This window comes from Kitasatospora sp. NPDC093558 (genome assembly GCF_040683475.1).
Lineage (GTDB): Bacteria > Actinomycetota > Actinomycetes > Streptomycetales > Streptomycetaceae > Kitasatospora.
Genome location: NZ_JBFBDY010000373.1, coordinates 1 through 6,231, shown reverse-complemented (window position 1 = coordinate 6,231; position 6,231 = coordinate 1). Strand labels below are relative to the sequence as shown.

The 6,231-nt window shown below is 74.5% G+C and carries 6 protein-coding genes; 1 reads left to right on the top strand and 5 read right to left on the bottom strand.

Features of this window, described 5'->3' with window-relative positions; genetic code table 11:
- The 4 genes from AB0O00_RS26680 to proB all read right to left on the bottom strand — a co-directional run.
- A partial coding sequence (locus AB0O00_RS26680) for a hypothetical protein (protein ID WP_363655877.1) occupies positions 1 to 520 on the bottom strand: 520 nt, incomplete at its 3' end.
- A gap of 148 nt (positions 521 to 668) precedes the next feature.
- Entirely contained in the window at positions 669 to 1,991 is a 1,323-nt protein-coding gene (locus tag AB0O00_RS26675; RefSeq protein WP_363655875.1) for a glutamate-5-semialdehyde dehydrogenase, read from the bottom strand.
- Positions 1,992 to 2,140: 149 nt separating this feature from the next.
- Positions 2,141 to 2,662 carry a hypothetical protein gene (locus AB0O00_RS26670; RefSeq protein ID WP_363655873.1) on the bottom strand — a complete coding sequence of 174 codons (522 nt, stop codon included), beginning with the start codon at positions 2,660 to 2,662 and terminating at the stop codon, positions 2,141 to 2,143.
- A 154-nt stretch (positions 2,663 to 2,816) separates the two neighbouring features.
- Positions 2,817 to 3,953 carry a glutamate 5-kinase gene (proB, locus tag AB0O00_RS26665; protein WP_363655871.1) on the bottom strand — a complete coding sequence of 379 codons (1,137 nt, stop codon included), beginning with the start codon at positions 3,951 to 3,953 and terminating at the stop codon, positions 2,817 to 2,819.
- Between the two features lie 330 nt (positions 3,954 to 4,283).
- Here proB and AB0O00_RS26660 point away from each other — a divergent pair, with 330 nt between their 5' ends.
- On the top strand, positions 4,284 to 5,048 hold the full coding sequence (locus tag AB0O00_RS26660; RefSeq protein WP_363655869.1) for a hypothetical protein: 765 nt from the start codon (positions 4,284 to 4,286) through the stop codon (positions 5,046 to 5,048).
- 77 nt (positions 5,049 to 5,125) lie between these two features.
- Here AB0O00_RS26660 and obgE read toward each other — a convergent pair.
- The coding region (obgE, locus tag AB0O00_RS26655) for a GTPase ObgE (protein ID WP_363655867.1) at positions 5,126 to 6,231 on the bottom strand (1,106 nt) is incomplete at its 5' end.

Below are 6,231 nucleotides of genomic sequence, written 5' to 3'. Positions count from 1 at the left end.
GGTCGACCCCGGCGCTGCTGCTGCCGGACTCCGGCCGCCGGGGCGCGCCGGAGGAGCCGCCCACGCCCTGGTAGATCGCCGCGACGGCGACCGCCACCAGGCTCACGCCCATGATCACCGCGAGCACCCACGCGACCGGCCGGTGCCAGCGCTGCTGGGCGACGTAGCGCCCGTGCGCCCGCACCGGGTCGCCGTCGCGCCGGCCCCGGCGGCGGCCCGAACGGCCCACCGCCCGGCCCGGCCCTGACCACGGGTCAGGGTAGAGGTGGTCGTCGTCGAGCCGGCTCGGGTACGGGCGCAGCTCCAGCGGCACCCCGTCCCCCACCGGGACGTCATAGCCCCAGCCCGGCCCCGCGGTGTCCGGCTCCAGCCGGGCCTCGGCAGCGGCGAGCTGCCGCTCCTTGGCCGTCGGCTCGTGCACGGCGGCGGACCGGACGAAGGCCTCGTCGAAGACCACGGTGGCGAACTCGTCGTCCGCACCACCGTGGTCGGAGCCGTCGGGGTACGGCAAGCCCCCCACATCCTCAGCCACGGATTCAGCGTATTACCGGGCGGGCGATTTGTCTGTGGCTCCTGCCAGTTGGTCCGTCACACGTGTGACGCGGACCCCGTTCGCGCTGTTCAGCGCCCCCAGTCCGCCCCCGCCCGGCAGCCCCGTCCGCCCCCGCTCAGACGGCGGCGGCGTCCCCGCCCACGGTCTGCGCCGCCTCGCCCCGGACGTGCCCGTCACCAGTGACGATGTACTTGGTGCTGGTCAGCTCCGGCAGGCCCATCGGACCGCGGGCGTGCAGCTTCTGGGTGGAGATCCCGATCTCTGCGCCGAAGCCGAACTCGCCGCCGTCGGTGAAGCGGGTGGAGGCGTTGACGGCGACGGTGGTCGAGTCGACCAGCTGGGTGAAGCGCCGGGCCGCGGCCTGCGAGGTCGTCACGATCGCCTCGGTGTGGCCGGAGGACCAGCGGCGGATGTGCTCGACGGCGGCGTCCAGCGAGGGCACCACGGCGGCGGCGATGTCGTACGACAGGTACTCCGCGCCCCAGTCCTCGTCCGTGGCCGGCACGACGGTGGCGCCGGTGCCCTCGGCGGCCTTGAGCACCGCGTCGTCGCCGTGCACCGTCACCCCGGCACCGGCCAGGGCGGCGAGGGCGAGCGGCAGGAAGGCCTCCGCGACGTCCTGGTGGACGAGCAGCGTCTCGGCCGCGTTGCACACGCTGACCCGCTGCGCCTTGGAGTTCAGCAGGATGCCGACGGCCATCGCCAGGTCGGTCCGCGCGTCCACGTAGACGTGGCAGTTGCCGGTGCCGGTCTCGATCACCGGCACGGTCGAGCCCTCGACGACCGCACGGATCAGCGAGGCGCCGCCGCGCGGGATGAGCACGTCCACGAGGCCGCGGGCGCGCATCAGCTCCTGCACCGAGTCCCGGCTCTCGCCCGGGACGAGCTGGATCACGTCCGCGGGCAGCCCGGCCGCGACGACGGCGTCCCGCAGGACGGCGACCAGGGCGGTGTTGGAACGGTAGGCGGAGGCCGAACCGCGCAGCAGCACCGCGTTGCCCGACTTGAGGCAGAGCGCGGCGGCGTCGACGGTCACGTTCGGCCGGGCCTCGTAGATGATGCCGACCACGCCGAGCGGCACCCGCACCTGGCGCACGTCCAGGCCGTTCGGCAGCGTGTAGCCGCGCACGACCTCGCCGACGGGGTCGGGCAGGCCGGCCACGCTGCGCACGTCGGCGGCGATCGCCGCGATCCGCTCGTCGGTCAGCGTCAGCCGGTCGATCACCGACTCGGCCGTCCCCGCCCCGCGGGCCAGGGCCACGTCCTCGGCGTTGGCCGCGACGACCTCGGCACTGCGGGCGACCAGCGCGTCCGCGACCGCGAGCAGCGCGGCGTCCTTCGCACTGCGCGGCAGCGGGGCGAGCGCGGCGGCGGCCTCCCGGGCACGGCGCGCTACGGCGAGGACGGGGCTGTCGGCGGTGGCGAGGTCGCTGGTCATGCGCCAAGGGTAGCGACTGCGCCACGCCCGCCGGGCCGCCTTTTCGCCCGCTGAGACGGCCCGCCCGACAACGCCCGCCCGGCAACGGCCCGGTCAGTCCGGGTGCCTCAGCCCGGGTGCCTCAGCCCGGGTGCCTCAGCCGGGGCGCGTCAGTACGGGTGCACCCCGCCCAGGTGCGGCGGCGGATCGCCGAAGCCCTCCGCCACCCGCTTGTGGTAGGTCGCCCGGTCGACGACCTCCAGGCCGACGATCTCCCACGGCGGCAGGTTCGCGGTCACCTTGTGCTCGCCCCACAGCCGCAGCGCGATCGCCGCCGCGTCGTGCAGGTCCCTGGCCTGCTCCCAGTAGCGGATCTCCGCGTGGTCGGCGGCGTACCGGGCGGTCAGGAAGAACGAGTGGTCGTGCGCGAGCCGCTCCAGCGAGGCGCGCAGCGAGGACAGCGGCGTGACCTGCCCGGCCACGCTCAGCACCACGTGCCACAGCCGGGCCTGCTCGGGCACGGTCGGCGGCTCCCCCGCGTCCCGGCGCTCCGGCCGCAGCCTGCGCACCCCGCCGGGTCCGGGTGGCGGACCGGACGGCTCGGCGGGGCCGTCCCCGCGTCCGCCGTCGATGCTGGTCAGCCGCCGGCCCGCCGTTCCACCGGTCAGCGCTGCCTCGCGCCTGCGTTCCACCGGCGGCCTCCTGTTCGGCGATGTCCCTGTCGTCCCCCCACCCGTCCCGCCGGCGCTCGGCCGGCGCGTACGGCTGCGCCCCTCCTCGCCCGTCGGCCGGGCCCCTCCCCCGTGCGGAGCGGCCCCCGGCCGGCACCCGTCCCGCTCCGGCGGGTCAGCCGCGCAGGACGACCAGGTCGTCGCGGTGGACGACCTCCCGCTCGTACGCGGCGCCGAGCTCCTGGGCCAGGTCACGGGTGGACCGGCCGAGCAGGCGGGGCAACTCCCTCGCATCAAAGTTGACCAGCCCGCGCGCCACGATGTGGCCGTTTTCGGCAATCAGGTCCACCGGATCACCCGCGGCGAACTCACCGTCGACCTTGACGACCCCGGCCGGGAGCAGCGAGGCGCCCCCGGAGACGACCGCCGCGACGGCCCCCGCGTCGAGGTGCAGGGCGCCGCGCGGGCTGCTCGCGTGGGCCAGCCACAGCATCCGGTCGGAGGTGCGGCTGCCGGTGCGCAGGAACAGGGTGCCGGTGGGCCGGCCGGCCAGCGCGTCGGCGGCGTGGCTGGCCGCGGTGAGCACCACCGGGATGCCGGCGCCGGTGGCGATGCGGGCCGCCTCGACCTTGGTGACCATGCCGCCGGTGCCGACGCCGGCCTTGCCCGCGCTGCCGATCTCGATGCCGTCGAGGTCGTGCGGGCCGCTCACCTCGGCGATCCGGCTGGTGCCGGGGCGGGCCGGGTCGCCGTCGTAGAGGCCGTCCACGTCGGAGAGCAGGACGAGCAGGTCGGCCCGGACGAGGTGGGCGACCAGCGCGGCCAGCCGGTCGTTGTCACCGAACTTGATTTCGGCGGTGGCGACGGTGTCGTTCTCGTTGACGACCGGCATCGCGCCCATCGCCAGCAGCTGGTCGAGGGTGCGGTAGGCGTTGCGGTAGTGGGCGCGCCGGCTGGCGTCCTCGGCGGTGAGCAGCACCTGGCCGACCCGGATGCCGTACCGCGCGAAGGAGGCGGTGTACCGGGCGACGAGCAGGCCCTGCCCGACGCTCGCGGCGGCCTGCTGGCGGGCCAGGTCCTTTGGCCGCTTCTCCAGGCCGAGCGGGGCGAGGCCGGCGGCGATGGCGCCGGAGGAGACCAGGACGACCTCGGGTGCGTCCGCGCGGGTGCGCACCTTGGCGAGCGCGTCCACGAGGGCGTCGACGCGGTCGGCGTCCAGGCCGCCGGCCGCGGTGGTGAGCGAGGAGGAGCCGACCTTGACGACGATGCGCCGTGCGGTCAGCACCTCCTGCCGCAGTGAGTCGTCGCTCATCTCGCTGTACGCCCTTCCGGTGTGGTGCGGGTACGGCCGCCGGGTGGACCGGGCCGCCGGGGCCCGGACCGGCCGTCACCCCCGAAATCTACGCGATCCGTGCAGGTCGTCCGCAGGGTGTTTCACCGGCTGGACCCGGCCCTGTCACGGCCTCGCCACAGCCCGGCCGCCAATCCGGATGGCTGGTATGGTCCCTGACCGAAAGCCAGATCGGGGGACGGCTTCTTGCCCGCTGGACCCACTCGTCTTCGACACCCAATGCCATCGGGCGGCACCGCACTGGGCATGCCGGCAACGGTTCGCGGTCGCGCGCCCAGGAGTTAGCGCACCATGCGTTCGTACACCACGAAGCTGACCGTCGCCGCGCTGGCGGCGGCCACCGCCCTGTCGCTGGCCGCCTGCGGCCCGGACAACTCGGACACCAACGCCGCCTCGGGCGGCTCCACCGGTTCGGCCGCCGCGCCGACCGGAGCGGCCACCGGCGCGGCCACGGGTGGCGCCGCCACCGGCGGCAGTGCTGCCACGGGCGGGGCCGCCCCGACCGGCGCGGCCACCGGTGCCGCCGCGGGCGGTGCCGGCACTGCCGGCACCGCCGGCGCGACGGGCGGCGCTGCCGGCGGCAAGGGCCTGCCGCAGGCCGGCACCTCGGTGAAGTTCGGCCAGCCGGCCACCGTCGACTTCACCGACAAGACCTCGAACACCGCCGCCAAGCTGGAGATCACCGTCACCGGCATCGAGCCGGGCTCGCTGAAGGACCTCCAGGACGCCAAGGCCAACACGGCCGGCCTGGACGGCCGTTCACTGTTCTACGTGAGCTGGACCATCAAGAACCTCGGTGACAGCAAGCTCACCTTCAGCGCCCCCGATTCCAAGTTCAAGGTGCTCGACGCCGGCGGCAACCTGGGCATGTTCGCCAACCCGTCCTCGTCGACGCCGGTCGCCAAGTGCAACACCCCGAGCTGGTCGGGCGCCACCAAGGGCGTCGCGTTCAAGGGCTGCGACATCGTGAGCTTCGCGCCCGGCTCCACCCCGGCGTTCGTCGGCTACGGCGACGCCGCCGACATCACCAAGGTCCAGGCCGCCTGGACGAAGTGACGTCCCGTCGGATCCGAACACACGAAACGGCCCCGCCACCCTTTCGAAGGTGGCGGGGCCGTTTCGCGTCGACCGGCTCAGTCCTCGTCGTCGCCCTCGATGGCGGCCTGCCGGCCGCTCGACAGCGCCTCGAACTCCAGGAACTCCTGCTCGGCGGCGTCCCGGCCCTTCTGCTTCTCGCGGCGGCGGTCGACCGCCGGACGCGGGTTCTCGAAGCGGTGGTCCTCACCGCGGCGGCCGAGCATCTCGGCGCCGGCGGCCATGGTCGGCTCCCAGTCGAAGACGACGGCGTTCTCGTCCGGGCCGATGATGACGGTGTCGCCCTCGTGCGCCCCGACCTTCCACAGCTTCTCCTCGACGCCAAGGCGGGCGAGGCGGTCGGCGAGGTAGCCGACGGCCTCGTCGTTGGAGAAGTCGGTCTGGCGGACCCAGCGCTCCGGCTTGGTGCCGCGGATGCGGTAGGCGCCGTCCTCCTCGGTGATGGTGAAGCCCTCGTCGTCGACGGCGGTGGGCCGCAGCACGATCCGGGTGGACTCCTCGACCGGCTTGGCGGCGCGCGCCTCGGCGACGATCTTCGCCACCGCGAAGCTCAGCTCGCGCAGGCCCTTGCGGGAGGCGGCGGACACCTCGAACACCTGGTAGCCGCGCTCCTCCAGCGAGGCGCGGGTGAGGTCGGCGATGTCCTGGCCGTCCGGGACGTCCACCTTGTTGAGCGCGACCAGGCGCGGACGGTCGTCCAGGCCGCCGTACTGGGCGAGCTCGTCCTCGATGGTCTCCAGGTCGCTCAGCGGGTCGCGGCCGGGCTCCAGGGTGGCGCAGTCCAGCACGTGCACGAGCACCGAGCAGCGCTCGACGTGGCGCAGGAACTCCAGGCCGAGGCCGCGGCCCTGGCTGGCGCCGGGGATCAGTCCTGGCACGTCGGCGATGGTGTAGACGGTGTCGCCCGCGGTGACCACGCCGAGGTTCGGGACGAGCGTGGTGAACGGGTAGTCCGCGATCTTCGGCTTGGCGGCGGAGAGCACCGAGATCAGCGAGGACTTGCCGGCGCTCGGGTAGCCCACGAGGGCGACGTCGGCGACGGACTTGAGCTCCATGACGATGTCACGGGCCTCGCCGGGCTCGCCGAGCAGCGCGAAGCCGGGCGCCTTGCGGCGGGCCGAGGCCAGCGCGGCGTTGCCGAGGC

Bases quoted from the DNA above. Each gene is read 5' to 3' on its own strand.
- proB (WP_363655871.1), bottom strand. From the start codon at position 3,953: ATGAGCGACGACTCACTGCGGCAGGAGGTGCTGACCGCACGGCGCATC.
- AB0O00_RS26660 (WP_363655869.1), top strand. From the start codon at position 4,284: ATGCGTTCGTACACCACGAAGCTGACCGTCGCCGCGCTGGCGGCGGCC.
- AB0O00_RS26675 (WP_363655875.1), bottom strand. From the start codon at position 1,991: ATGACCAGCGACCTCGCCACCGCCGACAGCCCCGTCCTCGCCGTAGCG.